Annotated in this window: 20 protein-coding genes; 14 read left to right on the plus strand and 6 right to left on the minus strand. The window is 56.8% G+C overall.

The window, feature by feature from the left end; genetic code table 11:
• The first annotated feature begins 51 nt into the window (after nt 1-51).
• The 4 genes from RX328_RS35415 to RX328_RS35425 all read left to right on the plus strand — a co-directional run bounded on the left by RX328_RS35415 (nt 52) and on the right by RX328_RS35425 (nt 4,676).
• Nucleotides 52-378 carry a DUF2934 domain-containing protein gene (locus RX328_RS35415; RefSeq protein WP_213257175.1) on the plus strand — a complete coding sequence of 109 codons (327 nt, stop codon included), beginning with the start codon at nt 52-54 and terminating at the stop codon, nt 376-378.
• 884 nt (nt 379-1,262) lie between these two features.
• Entirely contained in the window at nt 1,263-2,288 is a 1,026-nt protein-coding gene (locus RX328_RS35420) for an IS110 family transposase (protein WP_213257643.1), read from the plus strand.
• 1,093 nt (nt 2,289-3,381) lie between these two features.
• Complete coding sequence (locus RX328_RS43945; protein ID WP_409410916.1) at nt 3,382-3,621, plus strand: DUF6894 family protein; 240 nt, start codon at nt 3,382-3,384, stop codon at nt 3,619-3,621.
• Between the two features lie 551 nt (nt 3,622-4,172).
• Entirely contained in the window at nt 4,173-4,676 is a 504-nt protein-coding gene (locus tag RX328_RS35425) for a phasin family protein (protein WP_213256942.1), read from the plus strand.
• Here RX328_RS35425 and RX328_RS35430 read toward each other — a convergent pair.
• Together RX328_RS35430 and RX328_RS35435 are read right to left on the minus strand one after the other, a co-directional pair.
• Nucleotides 4,654-4,947: a hypothetical protein gene (locus tag RX328_RS35430; RefSeq protein ID WP_213256944.1), complete on the minus strand. Its 294-nt coding sequence runs from the start codon at nt 4,945-4,947 to the stop codon at nt 4,654-4,656. The genes RX328_RS35425 and RX328_RS35430 overlap by 23 nt on opposite strands.
• A 72-nt stretch (nt 4,948-5,019) precedes the next feature.
• Nucleotides 5,020-5,433 carry a universal stress protein gene (locus RX328_RS35435; protein ID WP_213256945.1) on the minus strand — a complete coding sequence of 138 codons (414 nt, stop codon included), beginning with the start codon at nt 5,431-5,433 and terminating at the stop codon, nt 5,020-5,022.
• A gap of 450 nt (nt 5,434-5,883) precedes the next feature.
• On the opposite strand from RX328_RS35435, the gene RX328_RS35440 reads away from it, so the two are divergent.
• The 4 genes from RX328_RS35440 to RX328_RS35450 all read left to right on the plus strand — a co-directional run bounded on the left by RX328_RS35440 (nt 5,884) and on the right by RX328_RS35450 (nt 8,816).
• On the plus strand, nt 5,884-6,570 hold the full coding sequence (locus RX328_RS35440; protein WP_213256947.1) for a hypothetical protein: 687 nt from the start codon (nt 5,884-5,886) through the stop codon (nt 6,568-6,570).
• Nucleotides 6,571-7,224: 654 nt separating this feature from the next.
• Nucleotides 7,225-7,653: a nucleoside diphosphate kinase regulator gene (gene rnk / locus RX328_RS35445; protein ID WP_213256949.1), complete on the plus strand. Its 429-nt coding sequence runs from the start codon at nt 7,225-7,227 to the stop codon at nt 7,651-7,653.
• Between the two features lie 236 nt (nt 7,654-7,889).
• Nucleotides 7,890-8,363: a GreA/GreB family elongation factor gene (locus tag RX328_RS43950; RefSeq protein WP_213256951.1), complete on the plus strand. Its 474-nt coding sequence runs from the start codon at nt 7,890-7,892 to the stop codon at nt 8,361-8,363.
• 63 nt (nt 8,364-8,426) lie between these two features.
• Nucleotides 8,427-8,816: a PAS domain-containing protein gene (locus tag RX328_RS35450; protein ID WP_249727286.1), complete on the plus strand. Its 390-nt coding sequence runs from the start codon at nt 8,427-8,429 to the stop codon at nt 8,814-8,816.
• Between the two features lie 60 nt (nt 8,817-8,876).
• On the opposite strand, the gene RX328_RS35455 is transcribed toward RX328_RS35450, so the two are convergent.
• On the minus strand, nt 8,877-9,728 hold the full coding sequence (locus tag RX328_RS35455) for a LysR family transcriptional regulator (RefSeq protein ID WP_213256955.1): 852 nt from the start codon (nt 9,726-9,728) through the stop codon (nt 8,877-8,879).
• A gap of 181 nt (nt 9,729-9,909) precedes the next feature.
• Here RX328_RS35455 and RX328_RS35460 point away from each other — a divergent pair, with 181 nt between their 5' ends.
• Nucleotides 9,910-10,179, plus strand: coding sequence for a hypothetical protein (locus tag RX328_RS35460; protein ID WP_213256962.1), 270 nt, complete (start codon nt 9,910-9,912; stop codon nt 10,177-10,179).
• Between the two features lie 312 nt (nt 10,180-10,491).
• Here the strand turns inward: RX328_RS35460 and RX328_RS35465 are convergent, their stop codons facing one another.
• Nucleotides 10,492-10,974, minus strand: coding sequence for a universal stress protein (locus RX328_RS35465; RefSeq protein WP_213256964.1), 483 nt, complete (start codon nt 10,972-10,974; stop codon nt 10,492-10,494).
• A 767-nt stretch (nt 10,975-11,741) separates the two neighbouring features.
• On the opposite strand from RX328_RS35465, the gene RX328_RS35470 reads away from it, so the two are divergent.
• From RX328_RS35470 to RX328_RS35490, 5 genes are all read left to right on the plus strand, one after another.
• Nucleotides 11,742-12,131 (plus strand): hypothetical protein, encoded by a 390-nt coding sequence (locus RX328_RS35470; protein ID WP_213256966.1) that lies wholly within the window; start codon nt 11,742-11,744, stop codon nt 12,129-12,131.
• 470 nt (nt 12,132-12,601) lie between these two features.
• Nucleotides 12,602-13,084 carry a hypothetical protein gene (locus RX328_RS35480; protein WP_213256967.1) on the plus strand — a complete coding sequence of 161 codons (483 nt, stop codon included), beginning with the start codon at nt 12,602-12,604 and terminating at the stop codon, nt 13,082-13,084.
• Between the two features lie 110 nt (nt 13,085-13,194).
• Nucleotides 13,195-13,296 carry a hypothetical protein gene (locus tag RX328_RS43955; RefSeq protein ID WP_409410917.1) on the plus strand — a complete coding sequence of 34 codons (102 nt, stop codon included), beginning with the start codon at nt 13,195-13,197 and terminating at the stop codon, nt 13,294-13,296.
• A 372-nt stretch (nt 13,297-13,668) separates the two neighbouring features.
• Complete coding sequence (locus RX328_RS35485; RefSeq protein ID WP_213256968.1) at nt 13,669-14,121, plus strand: GreA/GreB family elongation factor; 453 nt, start codon at nt 13,669-13,671, stop codon at nt 14,119-14,121.
• Between the two features lie 3 nt (nt 14,122-14,124).
• Complete coding sequence (locus tag RX328_RS35490) at nt 14,125-14,676, plus strand: DUF488 family protein (RefSeq protein ID WP_213256969.1); 552 nt, start codon at nt 14,125-14,127, stop codon at nt 14,674-14,676.
• 583 nt (nt 14,677-15,259) lie between these two features.
• Here RX328_RS35490 and RX328_RS35495 read toward each other — a convergent pair.
• A complete protein-coding gene (locus RX328_RS35495; RefSeq protein WP_312018155.1) occupies nt 15,260-15,583 on the minus strand; it encodes a trimeric intracellular cation channel family protein in 324 nt (107 codons plus the stop codon).
• A 79-nt stretch (nt 15,584-15,662) separates the two neighbouring features.
• Entirely contained in the window at nt 15,663-15,908 is a 246-nt protein-coding gene (locus RX328_RS35500) for a trimeric intracellular cation channel family protein (protein WP_249727289.1), read from the minus strand.
• Nucleotides 15,909-16,048: the final 140 nt, after the last annotated feature.

Here is a 16,048-nt window from a genome sequence, read left to right on the forward strand (position 1 = left end):
AGCGTCGCGCTCATCGCCAGGAACGGATCGGCCCGCCGCGCATGATAGGGCATGACACCTGCAGATGCAGAACGGTATCGCCGAAAGGCTGAGGAGTGCCGCGCTAACGCGAGGACGGTAACTGACGACGCTGATAGAGCGGCGTGGCTTCGGCTCGCTGAGGTTTGGACGGAACTGGCGCGATCCCCGAACAGGGATGACGGCGCATCGGGTAACGCCGAAGAAGAAATCAAGAAGCGCGCTTATGAGATCTGGGAGCGCCATGGCAGGCCAAACGGCAAGGAAGACGAGTTCTGGCAGCAAGCGGAGCAAGAACTGCGAAACCAGGATAAATCGTCCCCCATCCGCACGCCCGGCACGAGAGCGGAACGTTCTTGAATTTAACGTAGAGCGATGCGGATCTTTTTGCCTAAGCCAAGGCCCGAGCTCCGGGGACGGCAGAGCTGAAAGCAGCCGTCACCAAGGATGCGCCGGTATCGCAGCATTGGCCAGCCGTCGCCTCTACAACATAAGTTAGTCGCACTCTAAGCCCCTAGAACCCACTGCCTGCACCGACATTGATTTTCCTTTGCTGGAGGACGCTCGTCGATGCGGTACTGCCCCCGGTGCGACAATACGCGGTGGTTTCATCTCGACCGGCCGCTCTTGGGTGGCAGGGCCTGCGGCTGCGGCGGCGCCGGCGCACCATGCCCCGTCTGCAACAAAACCAATCCGGCCGATCCCGACGACGTCCCCGCAATGCCGGCCGGCTTCACCTCCGATCTTAGTTAGGCACTTTTCGGGCATTGCGAGGTTGGAATAAGCCGCGTTGGTCCGGCATCCAGCGTGGTAAGGCCCGACGGTAGACTCCTCTGTCGACTCCTCAAGCCGACCGTCGGGCTCTTGTAGCCGCCGCGAGTGCAGTAAATAGCCTTCCAGCTTCCAATTCCGATTGCGTGCGTTTTCGCGCGCGATCTTGAGGTGGTAGTGTGAAGTTGCAACCGCAGAGAAAAGGATGAAGCGATGAACTTCGCTCCCGTTCTGGCGGCACCACTGCTGACGCCGGACTCCCAGATGCGCCGTGAAGCCGTCGGCAAAGACCGCATCGCGAAGTGAGCCAGCTGCAATCAACGTGAAGCAGCACGTGGCGCAATGCCGCCTTTTACCCGGCGCTTCAAAGGGAGCGAACGTCTGAATTTGATGTGGTGGACGGCGCCCGCTCCCGGCATCGCAGTGCCATAGGGTGGTTCGTCGAAACGAATCACATGAGGGGAGCCGTCCACATGCAAATTACCACGATCGGTTTGGATATCGCCAAGAACGTGTTCCAGGTTCACGGCATTGACGCGGCCGAGAAGGTGATCGTCAGAAAGCAACTTCGCCGCGGCCAGATTATAGCGTTCTTCGAAGCTCTGGCGCCGTGCCTGGTCGGCATGGAGGCCTGTGCCACGTCGCACCATTGGGCGCGCGAGTTGACGAAGCTGGGCCACGAGGTCCGTCTGATGCCAGCGAAGGATGTGAAGGCCTACGTCAAGCGCAATAAGAACGATGCCGCCGACGCGGAGGCAATCTGTGAGGCGGTGCGGCGCCCGACCATGCGTTTCGTGCGGATTAAGTCGGCCGAGCAGCAGGGCCAGTTGATGCTGCATCGAGCCCGCGACCTGCTGATGCGCCAACGCACCCAGTTGATCAATGCATTACGGGCGCATTTGGCCGAGTTCGGCGTTACGGCTGCACAGGGGCGCGAAGGGATCAAAGAGTTGTTGGCGATCGTCGCACAGGATGAGAGTTCGCGCTTGCCGATCGACGCCCACGCCAGCCTGACCGTACTAGCGGCGCAGCTTCAGGCTGTGCAGACGATGATCGGATCGATCGAGAAACGGATCGTTGCGCAGCATCGCTCGAACGAGGCAAGTCAGCGGCTCGAGACCATCCCCGGTATCGGCGTCGTAGGCGCGACGACCATCACCGCCGTCGTCACGGACCCGAAGGCATTCCGGTCGGGTCGTGATTTTGCGGCCTGGATCGGGATCGTGCCGCGGCAGGATTCGACTGGCGGCAAACAGAAGCTCGGGCCGATCTCGAAACAGGGTGACCAATACCTCAGGCGTATTCTTATTGTCGGAGCCCATTCTGTCTTGCGACGTGCGCGCCAGCAGCCGGAGAAGTATCCCTGGCTCACTCAGCTTCTCGCTCGGCGACCGTTCAAGGTCGTCGCCGTCGCGCTGGCCAACAAGATGGCGCGGATCGCCTGGGCATTGCTGGCCAGGGGTGGGACCTACCGGGCGCCCCAACTTGTGGCAATCTAACAAAGGGCTCGGCAATGGGAGGATGAGGTTGCGTCCGTGCGTTCACGAACTGCAGGGGTGAAGACGACATTGATGCGAAACGGTCGAGACCGTCGATTGGGAAAACCCGTAAGGTGCCACGCGAGGAAAGAACGCGTGCTTTTGTTTGGGACCCGATCAGCGGATCACATCAAGGCCAGCGGCCAAAGCGGCTGCATTCAAAGGCCGAATACATGGCTGCACCCGAACGCTTCGCTGAAACGTCAGATTCCTCTTGCACCGCGGGCGCCGTCCATACATGGCACCTTTGAGACATGCCCGCCCACCCTGAGAATGTCCGTCGCCGGCATAGACCGGAAGTCGCCGTGGTCCGGCCCGAACCGGACGTCGCGGTCCCTGCGCAACAATCTCTTGGTATCTCCACTACAGCTTCCTTGGCTTGCTGCCCGCAACATTGGATCGAGTCAGCCCCTTATCTCGGACGGTTCGTCGCCCTTTCGACCTGTTAACTGCGGGAAGGCACTCACCACACCCCAGCAAACCTCGGCGATCAGGCCAGTCGTAAGCGACCTCCTTAAGAAAGCCGCAGGAATCGCCGGGGCTCGCGTGGACGTCCGGAGTCGAGAGCTAGATGACTCCCGCTCATATGCCGCGAAGAGGGTTTAAGGCGGCTGCCCCTCTGATTTCGCCAGCTTTTGGATCAAAAATCAGCGCGCCGCGTTGAGTAAGCTAACTCGTCGAGGTGAAAATGATTAGAGATGACGCCTTTATGCGCCGGGAGACGACGCCGGCCGAGCGACAGGCCCACAAGGCGTTCAGAGAGGTCAGAAATGACCTCACTGATCACGAAAAGGCACAGAAATCTTTCCACGAAAACCGCGAGCGTCTCAAGGCAGAGCGGCTAGCGCGAGAATCGGAAACGAGGGCTCGATCATCTTCCGATTGATGATTTATCGACAAGCCTGCGCGGTTAACGATCATCACTGCATAATCTACGCAGTTTCTCGGTAACGTACCATGTTGTGCTCCTGCCTTATGGCTACAGGCACCCATAGCAAATCCCACTCTGTGGTAGCGATTAGGAACAGTCGGCGCAGTGCTGGGTTATGCGCCTATGAAGAAGTTTTTCTTTGACCTAGCCGGAGAGCTTCCGGCCCACGACGTCGTGGGGCGCCAATGCAAGTCCGGCGAGGAAGCGAAGGACCACGCTCAGTTCATCGCTCATCGCATGAGCACCGAGCGGCCGACTTTCGCAAAGCCAGGGAACTATATCTCAGTCCGAGATGAGAGCGGCCGCGAGATATCCGAGGCGCCTATTAAACCGACGATCCGCACTCAAGTTGCGCGTCACTAGTGCCTACTTCGCTTGCTGAATGAATTCGAAAGTTGGTGACCGAACTAGTCAGATGTACAGAGCTCCGCTTTTCAAACCACATCAGACCAATCGGCGGATGTTCACTTCGTTGATGATGTTGGCAGTCGACGCAAATGGCGTAGTTGCGCTGCGGATGATGAAACTGATGCGCGGCGGCAGAAGAGCTCGTCGCGAAGCTGAACTAATGGTCAGCGAAAAGATACGTGCTGCTTTCGAAGCTACCGCCAGTCTAATGGCTGGTGCTTCGGGTGATGAAATAGTCCATCAATATCGGCGGCATGTAGCGGTAAATGCGAAGCGGCTGAGCAAGCTTGATTCGGGCCGAAGCCGAAATCGTGCGTTCAAGCGAACGAGGCGCCGACGGAAATAACTCAACGGCCTCAGCCAAGACCGCTGATGTTCAGCCGCCGCCGCTGGTTCCCCTACTCTTAGGGATGCGGAGCTCATACCCTGGGTCTGGAACGTACAGGATACTGACCCTACACGAATGACCGTCGTCGTGGTCGACCAATCAATCCTCGGAGTGTCAAATGAGTAAGCGTAAACCGGCAGCGAAGTCAAAGCACAGCCGCCACCCGAAAATAGCCGCTAAGGCCCAGCGGGTCGCTCAGGCTGTTGTTAGAAGTCCGAAAGGCAGCCGTCTGCCCTCAGTTGGGGCAGCCTCGACTGAATCAGTCCCAGAGCGACACAACGAACAAGAGGCTCTCGTGGGTGATTCGACGACAGCCTTTCAACAAGAGGCTCGCCTTGAGCCGGCGACAGCCTTACAAGATGAGCGCAATAACCACCCAACGAAAGGATCTGGTTTTTCTTCAGCCACGGCAAACGTGCGAGCAATTCAAGCAAAGTTGCTGGAGGTGGCACAAGCCAACATGCAATTTGCTTTTGAGTTCGCTGAGAGGCTCGCGACGATTAGGTCGCCCCTCGAATTTCTCAGTGTCACTGCAGAATTCACAAGCAAGCGGAGCGCCATGTTCCTGAAGCATTCGAAAGAGATCGCTGAATTAAGTATCAGGTGGCGAACAGCCCGATGAGGAATATCCGCTCCATTCGCGCTTTAAGATCAGCCAACCCAATCATCTTACTTTTCGCGCTCACGGATACACGTCGCTGCCGGCCGGGCCGCGGATTTGCCTTGGCATGACGGGGGCGGTGATCGTCGCGAATTGCTGAGAACCAAAGCTTTAGTTGTCGCTTCACCTTCTCGTCGGTCATCACGTTGAGAAGTTCACCCGCCGAACTGTTCGCCGCCTCGTTTTGTCCCTTCGTTGGCGAGGTAAGCTGCCAGTTGGCGGCCTCTTTCATGGACGCAATTGACCTAGTTTGAAATTAACAGCCGCCTGATTTGAACTTTCGCCCTGTCCTGCCGTCCTACAGTTATGGATCGGATTCGGGAAAAGCAGACGCTAGAAGCCAAACTCGCCAGATGCCGCGAGCTGGCGAAAGAGTTCCCACACGGCTCCACGGCGCAGATGATCCGCGATATGGAAGAAGAATTCCGCCAGCAAGATCAGCCGCTTGGGCCGCAGCCGTCCGCACGATCGCGTAGGGATCGCCCATCACGACCATAGGATGGCATCGCACGTCGCGCAATTCTGACACTGCGCTGATCAATTCCGCAAGCATGCGTTTGCTCTCCCGCGCCTCCATCTCGACGAGACCCTGCGGTTGATCATCATCCACTACATGGATGATGGCGAGGTCCGCGGCCTCGGCCTGAGCCAATTGGCCAGCTCGACGCAACGCCCGCTGGGACCGTGTGGAAAAATCAGTTGCTGCCAGGATTTTCATACGATCGCTCCTAACGAAGATTGCCGAGGTCTACCCATCAAGAGACGCAGCGCCACCCTGTTGATTGCCCTTCGTATAAGTTGGTCCGTCCGATTCTAGACGCCATCTTTCTACGAGACGACAAGACGCGTTGTCGCTCTGCCTTCTTGGCATGGCGTGCAGATTGCCTATGCGGCAGTTTGCACGTGCAGTTGCGCGGCATGTCGGCTTCGACAACTCGCGACGCCTTTCTGGATTTCGACCATACTACTAGTTTTCTGGTCGTCGTGGCCAAAATGCTCGGCGCCACGACCCGTGCCACGGCGCTTCAGCAGCGTCTTTGGGCGAGGGTTAGCAACAATCATGAATTGAAATCACAATTAAATTCGTTTGTCCGATCCTACCCTTGGTGAAATACAGTCTCTTAAACCACTCAAGCCAAACGGTGCTGATCCGCCTGAGGAGGCTTCAATGTCACGGAACGAAATACGATACGCCCTCACCGATCGTCGCGAGCTTGTAACCGTCGGTGCGGCTATCGCAGCGTTGGTGCCGCTCTCCGGAAGTGCCTTCGCGGCCAGCAGACATTCTCACTCCGCCAAAAGAAAGACACGGACTGATAAAACGTTCGAGACCGCAGCGGTTCTTCGAGATCTTTGGGTCGGACACATCTTCTGGGTAAGAGAAGTTTCGATAACCACGATCGAAAAGCGCGACGACGCCGCAAAAATAGCAGAGCAACAAGCCGTCACCAACGCGCGATCGATCGCCGCGACCATCGAACCATTTTACGGAGCAGCCGCGAAGGACACCTTCTTCAAACTCCTCGCGGGTCACTATGGTGCTGTAAAGGCCTATCTTATGGCGACGGTCGCAAACGACGCTGTCAAGCAAGGCACGGCAACTCAGTCTCTGACGTCGAACGCCGAGGAGATTGCCGGCTTCTTAAGCAAGGCCAATCCTCATTTGCCGAAGGATGCAGTGAACAACCTTCTTTTGGCCCATGGTGGTCATCACATCCAGCAGATCCAAGAATTGAAGGATCGGAAGTATGAAGCCGAGGCTCACACCTGGGAAGAGATGAAAAACCACATCTACCAAATTGCCGATGCTACCGCTGACGCTCTAGCAAAGCAATTTGCCGGTAGGTTTTCCTGATCTTCGGCACAGACGATCTGTGCGAGCGTGGAAGTGAAATACGGTTCGTCGCCGTGATCACCTCTTGTCAGGGCACGAACTGAGGGCATCTGAGCGCCAGAATTGACTTTTCTGATTTCATGATTAGCTCGTGGGTATGACGATGTCTAAAGCGCACCACTTACAATCTTGCGCGGGCCTGCTGCAAGCTGGCAGGTAGCCCGGGCGGCTTACGCCGGCCGGGACAGTTCTATCCAATTTCCAATGCCTCCTACTCGATCCGCCGGTACGCGTGCGCTGTACGCCTGCCGGGGCGGAACGGTCGTAGCTCGCGCGAAAGAGGAGTGATGATATCAATGTTGTTAATGTTAACAGCGACTGTCCTGATTTTATGGCTAATCCTCGTCTTGTTTTTTGACCCCGATGGATTTGGCGCGGAGAGACCTCGTCGGAATCACAGCAGGCGAAGTCCAAAGCGCTGACTGCTGATCGTCGGACCAACGCTCGACAAGCCATTAGCCGGTAGCAAACACCAGACGCCGCACAGGTCGCCCGGTGAGAGCAGACCGCCTCAAGGAAGATGAAGGAACAGGATGAATCCGCTACTGCCGTCCGACCGTCAATGCTTATGCAGCACGAACGGCGACATGGCGAGCATGGATTGGGGAGATTGAGATGACGACTGAGAAGACAGTCACCACGTCGAGGAGCTACGTCAAGCCTGCGATCATCCTCTCGGCAAAGGACTACAATCGGCTTTCCACGCTTGCACATGCGGCACGGAACAGGCTGCCTGATCTGGCGTCTGAGTTGGCCGAGGAGATCGGCCGCGCGCACGTGCTGAGCCGGAACGAAATAGCGGACCACTTCGTGGGTATGAACGACGACGTCGAATTTCGCGATGATACAGCGGGACGTGTCCGCCAGGTCACGCTCGTCTATCCTGACGAAGCTGACATCTCACAAGGGAAGATTTCCGTGATGACCCCGGTCGGAACAGCCCTAATTGGCCTGCGGACCGGACACTCGATCACGTGGAAAACGCCCCTCGGAGAGACGCGGCAACTTACCGTAGTCTCGGTCCGCAAGCTCCATTGGCGCTGACGCGATGCCTTCCGTGCGACGTTGTAAACTCGTCGCACGGAAGCTGTGGATGCATAGCCTGGCCGAGTGCATTGAGGTTGGCTTCGCGGCCAATCTGAACGCTTTCTGATCGTCGATCAACCTGCCGGTCTCGAGGATCGCATCAACTGTTTTGATCCTGAGGCGCAATTTTTTTCGCTTGCAGAAAGTGAATGGTAAGCGAGAATTGCGTGGCGGATATGAAAGGAGTCTGGAAAATGGATACCCCCGACTACCATCATCCCGTGAGACTTCCCCCGGTCATTATCTCAGAGGCGGATCGAGAGAAGCTGTATGCTGTTGCCACCTCCGCGCTGACGCATGGTCGCATGGCGCCGGCTGCCTCAAACCTATTACGGGAGATCTATCGAGCGACAGTAGTCCCTAATGATCACCTTCCAGCGAATGTTGTGGGTATCAACTCATATGTAGATGTGCGCGACAACGTCGCCGGCGCGAACAGGCGAATAGTCCTCGTCCTACCAGACGGAGCGTCCACGCAACCGAACGCGGTTTCGGTACTGAGCCCGCTAGGAGCAGCCTTGATTGGACTATCGGAAGGCTCCTCGATCGAATGGTGTACCGCAAGCGGAGATCGACGCAGTGTAACTGTCCTTCGTTCCACGCCGAGCGCGGCCAGGTCGCCAACGCTCGCCGATATGCAAGTAGCGCAACTCGAAAGGCCCATGTGAGGTAAATGCCGGCAACAGATGGTGTTGACCCGACCCGCGAGGCTACCCATGGAAGACCGGCTCTTGGCTGAGAGAATTGTCGATCAACTTTCCGATGCCGTCATCTACGCGAACCGATCGGGCGAAATTGTCCGATGGAATCGCGCTTCGATCGGTCTGTTTGGCTTCGTCCCGGAGGAAGCACTCGGCCGAAGTCTCGACCTGATCATTCCGGAGCATCTGCGCGCTGCGCACTGGAGCGGCTTCAACGCGGCGATGACAAAGGGCGTAATGAAGCGTCAAGGCCGTCCGACGCTGACCCGGGCGCTGCACAAAAGCGGACGCAAACTCTACGTCGAGATGACCTTCGCTGTCGTCAAAGGCGACGAAAGCGAAGTGTTGGGTTCGGTCGCCATGGCACGCGACGTCACGGACCGCGTCGAGCGAGAGCGTTCCGCAGCCCGCACGACCTGAGAGGAACGGTAGCCATGCTACGCGTTGCGTCTGGAATGGTCGCCGACACGTTCGGCCTCCTCACTCCTTCGCTTCAGCCGTCGAGACTTCCCGTAGCGCCGCTAACGCTGAAGCAAGTGTAGCTTCATCAACATTTGCAGAATGAACGGCGTAAATCGGAAACGAAAACTTAGGCGCTCCAGGCACGACGTGGAGTTCTCCAGATATCAGGTGCGGTTTCACAGCGTGCATTCTGAAATACCCGGCTCCTCCTTCTAAAAGGACGTAATTGAGAGCCAAAGGGCCAAGATTTGTCACGAGAGTTGGCGTAATCTCGGGAAAAGCTACGTCGTGGTGAAGAGAAAATTCCTGTCCCCATTCAACAAGAATATATCGCGAAGTATCCAATGAATCTGCCTTTGGATCCGTCGTCACCAGGACAAGCTCCTCTTCCATTATCAGATCGATCTTAAGTCCTGGCCGGTGTTGAGGCGCATACATTATTGCGATATCGACCATCCCCGCGGCTACGTGAGTGATTAGATCCTGTGGGACGTCAACATGTACGCGAAGAGCAATGTCCGAGTGTGAGCGTCGCATCCGCCGAACCCAATTGAGCAAGAGAGGCTGCCACAGGCTGACCTCGCTACCCACCGTAAGGACCGCGCGATGTCCGGCGGGCACGGCCACTTGCTGGCGCGCGCGCTGCCAGAGTTGCACAAAGCTTGGTGCGAAACGTAGGAATTGCTCTCCGGCTGGAGTCAGAGACGCTCCGGCTTTGTTCCGGATAAAAAGAGGGCGCCCAAGCTGTTGCTCAAGCAAGCGTACCCGAGCGCTGACGGTCGTTTGACCGACATGCAGTCGGTCGGCAGCCTTGATGAAGCTCCCTGTCGAGACGATCTCCAGAAACGTCCGGGCCAGTTCGATGTCCATGACCTATCTAACATGAAAAATGCACTCAAGCGTCAATTAAATTCGTTTGTATGCTACATCGCTGGGTGAGAAGGTTGACCGTCAGAAGCCGTTGGTCGAGCGAGCGCGCCCCTGAGGAACGGATGCTTTCCCTGATGGCTCAGCTCGCCTATTTGGGGACAGAACGGAAAGGGCGCCACCCATGCGAAGCCTTAGCCTTGGCCAGATCGCTCTTATCGTCGTTTTGACGGCCTTGCTGATGCTCACGGGCTTTTGGGCTACGTCGGTATGGAACGCGACTGGCGACGCCGTGATGGATAAGCATGGCTGGATCGCCCTTGGTCTCGGAACCTTCTTTTCGCTCCTCGTCGGGTGCGGATTGATGGCCCTGATGTTCTTCAGCAGCCGCAGCGGTCACGACGACGCAGCCGATCCGTTCAGGACAAGGCGGGAGGAGCCGCCCGCCGAGTAGCCTCCCGGTTTTGCTGATCAATGACAGCCCTCAGCGTCAGCCAACAGGGCCATCACCCGTCGTCACGTCGCCGCACTACCCAAATGGTCGATTATGGCCGGCATGACCGTGAAGAAGACCATGACTAGGCGTATGACTACGAACGCGTTGCCCATATCGCCCATATCCAGCATCCCGCTCGATCCAATTTGACCCCACTGCTTTGAGGTACTCCCGGAATTACTGACGTCGAAAACGGTGCTGCGTCGTTCAGACGTCTCACCGTCGTACCACCAACGCGCCGAATAACTGGGCCTTCCAGCGTGAGGTTCATCATCTTTTCCCCCGCTCCTTCAGTTGCGGAATCGGCGTGACGTTACTCGCTCCTTGCTCGGACTTTACGGCGACGAGCAGGCTGCACGGAGGTTGATGCAAGATCGATTCGCCTACTGAGCCGTTCAACCAGCGCGCAAGCGTCCCTTGATCCCGATGGCCAACGACGATCAAATCCGCGTCTATCTCTCTTGCGGACAGAATTATCTGTTCCGCTGGCTTGCCGTATTTGAGTTCGCTGGTTGCAGTGCATCCAGCGCGTCGCAAACGTTTCACCCCCTCATCAAGTACGGTCTGGATTACAAAACGCTGATTGTCGGGAATGAACGGCATTGCCTCGACGACAAGCATGCTTTCCGACGGGTCGATGATCGCGAGAAGATGAACCGTCGCACCACATGCTGATGCCAAGCTCTCGGCTTGAACCAGAGCTTCGCGGCCGTCAGGTGAGCCGTCGAATGCCAGCAGACTCTTCTGGTACATGCGAGTTTCCTCTCTCTTACGTTTGAAGCAGATGGTTGCGCCCTCTGCCACGGCACCGGCGGCCACTGCGACGGATACCGGATATGATCGGGCATCCGGCATCGACAGGCGCGAGCCCGTAGAAGCGATGACCTATCGTTGCTGACACTTTCAAGAACGCCCATGGCCTCGCTTACGTCCTGAGCGGAGAACTTGCCGGATCTTCGAAAGGATGTCTTTGTCATCTTCTCCACCGCCTGCGCCCTGGCCCCGGTGAACAGATCGGGGACGTAACGTTGTCATCAACGTATGCTCGCAAGTGATTCTGACAAAGAAACGTATCGCGACTTAATATCGATTCTATTGATACGAAGATTGCTTGGGCACAGAATTGGTACGGACCTGACCTCATCACGGATGGATAGTTAGCGCCACCGACCGGTTCACGCCCGCTTGCCCAGGTACCGAGATCGAAAACGCCTACTGTCACGAACAGCGCTGTTCCGATCCATTTTTAGGCAACAACTTCTTGATGCAAAGTGGCAATAATTTTCGCTTGTGAGATTTGACTAAGGAGCAGCTAGTTGTGCGCGGCCGCCAAGCAATAGAGGGGCCCAGAATCAGGCTGCCGATCCTCATCTCGCTCTTGCAGGGAAACGAAATCATGCGGAAAGCCCGGCTACCCCAACAAGGCTATTTAGATGAAGACACAATCCAGACATGCGCATCCTCTCGCGCGGAATAAATGCAGGTGACCCCAGCTACTTCGGTTATGGTCCAAAGAAGAGGTGCTGATTTTTCTCAAGGAGCTCCTTGAAAGTGAACGCATCGGTGTCACTGCATATGCAGCGATCGGACGCGCGGCTGACTCTCATGTTGCAGACCTCGCCTTTGAGTCCGAGCTCGCTCAGGGGGCAATTTGCATCCTTCTCAAAAAGGAAATTGCCACGAGAACGGGAGCCGGCATGCTTCGTCACAATAGGCGAACCGCCCGTCCGAACGTAGAATGCAGCCTCCGACGAATGATCGCATTCGCAATCCGCAATCAGACTAGGCTGGCCGATTTGATCGAGGATGCCGTCCTGAACATCTTCGATTCAAAACTAAATGCCAAACTTATGTACCTGCTGCTGCTACACCGTAAACAGGTCGAGCAGCTTGAGACGTTTCTCACCTAGTTCGCTCGACTCCCATCTTCATGATTTCCGTCTAGTTTTGGTGCGGAATGGTCGGTCACGGAACGGCGCTTCAAATCCAGCGTTGAATCCAATGACCGCCCCCACCAAAGCACATCATACGGCACTAGATGTATGAAAATGGATGGAGAGATTTCAATGACCGCAAAGGAAACTTCCTCAGAACGGGAAAAGAGAGAACTTGACCGTCAGTTGGATGAGGAACTGGAGGCCACATTCCCAGCAAGCGATCCGCCAAAGATAACTCGCTTTTCAGCAAGGTCCCCCAGCGCTGCGGATCGAACAAAGAAGAACGTCGCTCCACGGAAGGTCCGAGCGAAGCGTCTACCAATTTTTTGAATATGAATCGGCACTATTTATCGCTTGTCAGATGTTGCCGAGAACTCGCAAGATGCTGGACGACCCGATAGGGCAACCGCAACCAGACATCTCCTTCGAGAGTGGGAGGCAACATGACCGAACTTTCTGGTCTCGAAACCCAGTATGGCGCTTTCCTATTCGCTTCGCTTTCCGAGACAGATGGGATGACATTGAGCGTCTTGTCCCTGCTCGCACGTCAGGACATTGATCCCTGGCAGGAGGCGGCTCGCCTTACACAGCTTCCGAAGGCTCAGGCGATAAACAGCCTCGCCGCGAAGATATGGAAATCGAATAGCGAGCGATGGACGCCATCTGAGGCGAGCATCCTGGCGGCTCGTTTGATCAAGCTTCTGCCTTCGCACAGTCGCCTCCACGCCAGCCCACTCTGGGCCCGCGACGACACTGGCGGGTTGACGTTTTGGATGGTCGGCTGGATGCTATTTATGTCAGTCGCCATATCGGGAAACAACACGCAGAAGTCGACCAGTGACTCCAGCGCTCCGGCCACCAGCGTCAGCATGGCTGCACATGGACACGCAGTGACACGATCGTCCCGAGGGATTGGAGCGGACTAAGATATCGGCGATACTGGAGAAGTATCGATGAGTAAGAGGATTACTGCCGAGAACATCAAGCTAAAGCGGGCATACGATCCTGCGCTGGTTCAAGTGACGGCACTAGAATACTGGTCGACCGGCTGTGGCCGCGCGGGGTCGGGAAAGCAGATGCTCGATCGATTTGTGGGCCAAGGATTGTACGTTTCGACGTCGCTACTCGGAAGAAATAGATCGGCATCAAGACCAGCTCGGCGAACTTCGTACCCTCGCTCAAGGAGCGACGGATTACACTCGTTTTTGCAGCGCATGATGAGGCTAACAACGATGCGGTCGTTCTGAGAGGAATCCTGCTTGGCCGGAGCATCCCACGACGCCCTCGTTCTCGCTCGCTTCGCGCTCGCACCGTAGTTCGTCGTCGTTCGGAGGCTACACTTCATCCCTTCGAATGCTCCTTCTCTAAGGTGTGCTCCCGCTGTTGCGGACCATTGCGTCGTTTGGAAACAGGCCGGCTGAGATCGTATGCCTGGCGAGATAAAGCCCGTCTGCTCGATCAGCCTTCTCGTAAACTAGTGACCGCAACGATCATTGTGAAAGAAGCAACCATGAGCGACGTCGAGCGAAATGATGCTGAGAAGCGGCCGTCCATCGTCTTGACGGCATCGGACCGTGAACGGTTATTCGCGCTGCTTGGCGCCGCGCGAACGACAGTCGACATGGAGACCGCCTGTTTTCTTCGCGAGGAAATCGAGCGCGCGGATGTTGCACCAGACGATATCGCACCAAATTCGGTCGTAAGACTCGGCTGTGACGTAAAATTCGTCGATCACGCAGATGCACGTATTCAACAAGCTCAACTTGTCTCCCCGGAAGAGACACTGCGCGGCCGCTGCATTTCAGTGCTAAGTCCAATAGGAACTGCGCTGATCGGTCTTGGACCGGGGCAGTCGATCCATTGGACCGAGCAAGGAAGAGAGCGTAGCCTCGCGGTTCTTGAAGTGCGAGTTCGGCAAAGGGATGGCCATGAAAGGAGTACCGTAGTCGGACGGAAGATTTGAAACATGGCGCATCGATTTTTTACAATCGGGCACTCGACCCGCTCTGTCGGTGAGTTCGTGGATTTGCTGAGACCGCACGAGGTTAAGCTTGTCGTCGACGTTCGAACCATTCCGCGCTCACTGACCAACCCCCAGTACAACGCCGCGCGGTTCGCTAACGATCTGTCCGAGTTACAAATTGGCTATGAACATATCATCGAGCTGGGAGGCTTCCGTGGCAAGAAGCGAGACGTGCCCGCGGACGTGAATGCATTCTGGGAAAATAGGAGCTTTCACGATTATGCGGACTACGCGATGAGCGATGAGTTTCGGTCCGGCCTCGCCAAGCTTTGCAAACTTGGGCACGGGACCACTTCTGCAATAATGTGTGCTGAGACCGTCTGGTGGCGATGCCATCGAAGAATAATTGCCGACTACCTCATCACGGCCGGCGAGACGGTATTCCATATTTTAGGGACTAACCACGTTGTGCCAGCATCTCTCACTCGAGGGGCTATACTGTCACCAGACGGCACGCTGTCCTATCCCCGCCCTCCTTTTCCCAGAACAAAATAACCGCAGCAAAGAGCTAATTGAATTCGTTTGTCAGACCCAAAGGCAAGGCCCGAACTCTCTCTGCCAACGGATGTTCCGCGGGCATTTCCAGCCGCGCAGCTCGGTTCACCCATCACGAACCAGACGTCAGGGCGCGTCGGCGTCGTCCGAACGCACGGCCTTCGCCTTACAGTCGATTGATCTGTTTGACGTCTTGGCGAGTGAATTTCAATCGGACACCGGCCCCCCATACTGGCATCCTCTTCGACGACGACTCCGAGCTTCTCGAGGCGCGGCTTACAGCTTGGACGTCGCCTTCCGAGTGGAGCCAGACACTGCCGTTCGCCTCCATCAGGGTTTTGGTTTCGGCAGGATTCCAGCAGTTCCCCCGAAGTCCTCGCGGCTAATTCCCATTAAGGCGCGCGCGGCCGCAATCAAACGTCCTGTCAGCTTGATCTTGGATCCCATGTTTGGGTCTCATTGCAGGGTGAGAATGATGCGTTGTTTTGTCTCTCGGACAAGTCGAGATATTCAATGGTCAGCAGCACTCTCAATAAACCGCCGCCTTGCTTCTGGCCAACGTTTGGTTCCCGTGTCCCGAATCTCAAGGCTCTTTGTCGAAATGCTTGCGAGGGCGGGCAGTCGGGAGTTGCCACCCACGGCGGATCGCCATCAGGCGAAGTCCAAAGCAGAGTGCGACTCCGGCAATCGTCGTCGCGGTTGAGGGAATGTGCAGCAGGGCGCCTGCAACCACCACCGCCGCACCGGCCAAAGCGGCAACGGCGTAAAGATCGGCGCGCAGCACGGTTGGAATTTCGGCGACAAGGACATCGCGCACCATGCCTCCGCCTATCCCCGTCACCATGCCGAGGAGTGCCGCCATAACCGGATTCATGCCGAGGGCCAGCGCTTTTTGGGTGCCGGACACGGCGAAGAGCGCCAGTCCCCCAGCGTCGAACAGAAGGACGGAGTTGCGCCACCGGTCGACGCCGGAAGCCAGCAGAAGGTCAGCACGCCCGCCAAAAGGGAAACGGCAGATATCGCCAGTCGCTGATCGCTGCGGGCGGGACCGCGCCAATCAGCAGATCGCGGGTGATACCTCCGAAATTCCCCGCCACGAACGACAGCACCAGAACGCCGAACAGGTCGAGCCGGCGCTTGACGGCAGCGGTGGCACCGCTGAGCGCGAAGACAAAGGTCCCGATTAGGTCGAGCATCAATAGCAGCATGTTCATCGTGGGTCGGCGGCCCATGTGAGGTGAAGTCGTACTCTACATCTCCCGCGCCGATCAGAAATAGCAAATGCCACCCGCAGCCGCCACCAGCCAAACCCGCACTGCGACGATCAATGTTTCCACGCAGCACGACGTTCTGGCGCTGGCTGGGCTACATC

This window comes from Bradyrhizobium sp. sBnM-33 (assembly GCF_032917945.1).
Lineage (GTDB): Bacteria > Pseudomonadota > Alphaproteobacteria > Rhizobiales > Xanthobacteraceae > Bradyrhizobium.

What these genes read in the sequence shown, in the direction of transcription:
- RX328_RS35465 (WP_213256964.1), bottom strand. Translation starts at nt 10,974, where the DNA reads ATGTACCAGAAGAGTCTGCTGGCATTCGACGGCTCACCTGACGGCCGC.
- RX328_RS43945 (WP_409410916.1), top strand. Translation starts at nt 3,382, where the DNA reads ATGAAGAAGTTTTTCTTTGACCTAGCCGGAGAGCTTCCGGCCCACGAC.
- RX328_RS35480 (WP_213256967.1), top strand. Translation starts at nt 12,602, where the DNA reads ATGACCGAACTTTCTGGTCTCGAAACCCAGTATGGCGCTTTCCTATTC.
- rnk (WP_213256949.1), top strand. Translation starts at nt 7,225, where the DNA reads ATGACGACTGAGAAGACAGTCACCACGTCGAGGAGCTACGTCAAGCCT.
- RX328_RS35415 (WP_213257175.1), top strand. Translation starts at nt 52, where the DNA reads ATGACACCTGCAGATGCAGAACGGTATCGCCGAAAGGCTGAGGAGTGC.
- RX328_RS43950 (WP_213256951.1), top strand. Translation starts at nt 7,890, where the DNA reads ATGGATACCCCCGACTACCATCATCCCGTGAGACTTCCCCCGGTCATT.
- RX328_RS35460 (WP_213256962.1), top strand. Translation starts at nt 9,910, where the DNA reads ATGCGAAGCCTTAGCCTTGGCCAGATCGCTCTTATCGTCGTTTTGACG.
- RX328_RS35435 (WP_213256945.1), bottom strand. Translation starts at nt 5,433, where the DNA reads ATGAAAATCCTGGCAGCAACTGATTTTTCCACACGGTCCCAGCGGGCG.
- RX328_RS35455 (WP_213256955.1), bottom strand. Translation starts at nt 9,728, where the DNA reads ATGGACATCGAACTGGCCCGGACGTTTCTGGAGATCGTCTCGACAGGG.
- RX328_RS35430 (WP_213256944.1), bottom strand. Translation starts at nt 4,947, where the DNA reads ATGAAAGAGGCCGCCAACTGGCAGCTTACCTCGCCAACGAAGGGACAA.
- RX328_RS35440 (WP_213256947.1), top strand. Translation starts at nt 5,884, where the DNA reads ATGTCACGGAACGAAATACGATACGCCCTCACCGATCGTCGCGAGCTT.
- RX328_RS35485 (WP_213256968.1), top strand. Translation starts at nt 13,669, where the DNA reads ATGAGCGACGTCGAGCGAAATGATGCTGAGAAGCGGCCGTCCATCGTC.
- RX328_RS35500 (WP_249727289.1), bottom strand. Translation starts at nt 15,908, where the DNA reads ATGGGCCGCCGACCCACGATGAACATGCTGCTATTGATGCTCGACCTA.
- RX328_RS35490 (WP_213256969.1), top strand. Translation starts at nt 14,125, where the DNA reads ATGGCGCATCGATTTTTTACAATCGGGCACTCGACCCGCTCTGTCGGT.
- RX328_RS35425 (WP_213256942.1), top strand. Translation starts at nt 4,173, where the DNA reads ATGAGTAAGCGTAAACCGGCAGCGAAGTCAAAGCACAGCCGCCACCCG.
- RX328_RS35420 (WP_213257643.1), top strand. Translation starts at nt 1,263, where the DNA reads ATGCAAATTACCACGATCGGTTTGGATATCGCCAAGAACGTGTTCCAG.